Below are 2,704 nucleotides of genomic sequence, written 5' to 3'. Positions count from 1 at the left end.
TGTGCATAACTATGTGCATAACTTTTTTTTTAGACTAAAATAAAGAGATTTTTATTAATTTTTAATTTCTAATTGAATGAATAAACAAGATCATTCTTTTCATAAACTAATGCATGAGTGCACGTTGACTACGATAGATGCATAATATATATGTTATTACTGTAACAAAAATATATATGTTGATACCGTGATTATGAATGTTATGAAAATTATCTCAGATATACAGTACGTACACTGTACTCAATAAATCAGTGATCTTTTTTTTCATCCGTAAACAGATACAATAGTATTGCATACTCATTTTATTATTTCTATCTACACGAGGAAACAGTTGTGCCTACACCGTATACCGTCACTACCTGGCAAGAAGGTTCTCGATACACCGCGAATCCAGCAGAAATATTCCATCGAATATGTGCAGAAAAAAAAAATACATTGTTATTAGAGTCTTCTGAAACCAGCACTAAAAAACAAACGATCAGTACAATTATTGTGGATAGCGCTTTACGTATCACTGCGGTACGCAATAGATTAAAAATCAGAGCGCTGACAAAAAACGGTGTCTCTTTGCTGACACAACTAGATACTGTGATTCCATCAGATATTGTTTTAAAAACCACGAAATATCTTCGAATCATGCAATTTTCATTGAATACTACTCATGTTGAAGAGGATAAACGATTATTGTATCCATCTATTTTCGATTGTTTTCGCTGGCTGATAAAGGTAGTACAAGCAGCCCACGGATCGGTGAAATCGCTGTTTTGTGGGGGATTATTGTCCTATGATTTAATCCATTCATTCGAATATATTCCTCATATAAATGAGCGCGCTCCCTGTCCTGATCTGTGTTTTTATCTAGCAGAGTCCATGGTGAGCTTTGATCATACTAAAAAAGATATGCAGATACAGGTGCATGTGTTCACCTCTGATCACCAGGAGAGACGTCGTTTATACACACGTATGCAGCAATTAAGCGAGATAATGCAAAAAAATAGATCTTCCTCTCTGATTGATCTGCAGGTTCCAATCTCTTCTGAAAAAACACGAGTAAAGAGCAATATGAGTGATTCTATATATGCAAGAACTATTGATCGTATGCATGAATTTATTAAACAAGGAGAGGTGTTTCAAGTAGTTCCTTCTCGTCAATTTTATTGCGCATGCACGCATCCTTTCTCTGCTTATGTTGTTTTGAAGCGTATGAATCCGAGTCCATACATGTTTTTCATGCAGGATACCCATTTTACGTTGTTTGGAGCATCACCTGAAAGCTACTTACAATACAATCCTGATGGTCGTATTGTTCAACTACACCCTATTGCTGGAACTCGTCCACGCGGTCTAAATGTAGACGGAAGCATCGACCCTGATCTAGATAACCGTCTTGAATTATCTTTACGTACTCACCCAAAAGAATTATCAGAACACCTTATGTTGGTTGATCTAGCGCGCAATGATTTGGCAAAAGTATGCCGAACAGGTAGTCGCTTTGTGTCGCAATTAATGGATGTAGAAAAATATTCTCATGTTATGCATTTAGTATCCTCTATCACTGGAGTTTTACGAGATGACTTAGATGTTTTTCATGCCTATCAATCCTGCATGAATATGGGAACGCTGACTGGAGCTCCTAAATTGCGCGCTATGCAATTAATTGCACAACACGAAAATGTGAATAGAGGAGCATATGGAGGTTCTGTTGGATATTTTACTGGTTCTGGATCGTTCGATGCATGTATTGTCATTCGTTCAGCATTTGTTCAAAAAAATACAGCAACTATACAATCTGGAGCAGGTATTGTATATGATTCTATCACTCATGAAGAGATAGAAGAAGGTAAAAATAAAGCTAGTGCTGTTTTACAATCTATTTGTAATACCCATCGTATTGATGTAGGAGAATAATACTGTGTCCGAAGTTCTTTTATTAGATAATTTAGATTCATTTACATATAATTTAGTCGATTCGTTACGAATATTTCGTCAAAAAGTTGCTGTATATCGCAATACTACACCGTTACCTACTCTCATTTCAGTGCTTGAAGGTATGGATCATCCTATTGTGGTGCTTTCTCCTGGTCCAGGAACACCAAGTACAGCAGGATGTATGCTGGAATTAATTGACTTAATAAAAGGAAAAATTCCAATACTAGGTATTTGCTTAGGACATCAAGCAATTGTATGTGTGTATGGAGGTCGAGTAGATGCAACATCCGACATTGTGCATGGAAAAACATCCTGCATTCTGCACGACCAGCAGGATATGTTTTCTACGCTGCCTAATCCGCTAGTAGTAGCTCGGTACCACTCTCTCCTGTGTACCTCTGTCCCTTCTACTCTTTGTGTGAATGCTCGCTGCAAAACGGCGGTTATGGCAGTGAAACACATATATGACCGTATTTGTGGTTTACAATTTCATCCTGAATCTATTTTAACACCATTGGGATCCAATATACTGCAAAAAACACTCGCTTGGTTGCGTCAAACCTGTTGAACTATGAATTAAAAAACTATGCTTATAGCATTTTTTTTCAACATTTTTGCACCGATGAACAGAATTTATGTGCATAACTATGTGCATAACTATGTGCATAACTTTTTTTTTAGACTAAAATAAAGAGATTTTTATTAATTTTTAATTTCTAATTGAATGAATAAACAAGATCATTCTTTTCATAAACTAATGCATGAGTGCACGTTG

General features: G+C 36.2%; 2 protein-coding genes. Both read left to right on the top strand.

Annotated elements, in window-relative coordinates:
- The first annotated feature begins 333 nt into the window (after positions 1–333).
- A complete protein-coding gene (locus tag BUCISPPA3004_RS02085; RefSeq protein WP_154049084.1) occupies positions 334–1,908 on the top strand; it encodes an anthranilate synthase component 1 in 1,575 nt (524 codons plus the stop codon).
- Positions 1,909–1,912: 4 nt separating this feature from the next.
- Positions 1,913–2,497 carry an aminodeoxychorismate/anthranilate synthase component II gene (locus tag BUCISPPA3004_RS02080; RefSeq protein ID WP_154049083.1) on the top strand — a complete coding sequence of 195 codons (585 nt, stop codon included), beginning with the start codon at positions 1,913–1,915 and terminating at the stop codon, positions 2,495–2,497.
- The last annotated feature ends 207 nt before the right edge of the window (positions 2,498–2,704 follow it).

Source organism: Buchnera aphidicola (Cinara splendens) (genome assembly GCF_900698975.1).
Classification (GTDB): domain Bacteria; phylum Pseudomonadota; class Gammaproteobacteria; order Enterobacterales; family Enterobacteriaceae; genus Buchnera_F; species Buchnera_F aphidicola_AI.
The sequence above is the reverse complement of the archived record's forward strand: the minus strand, read 5'-3'. Positions and strand labels throughout refer to the sequence as shown.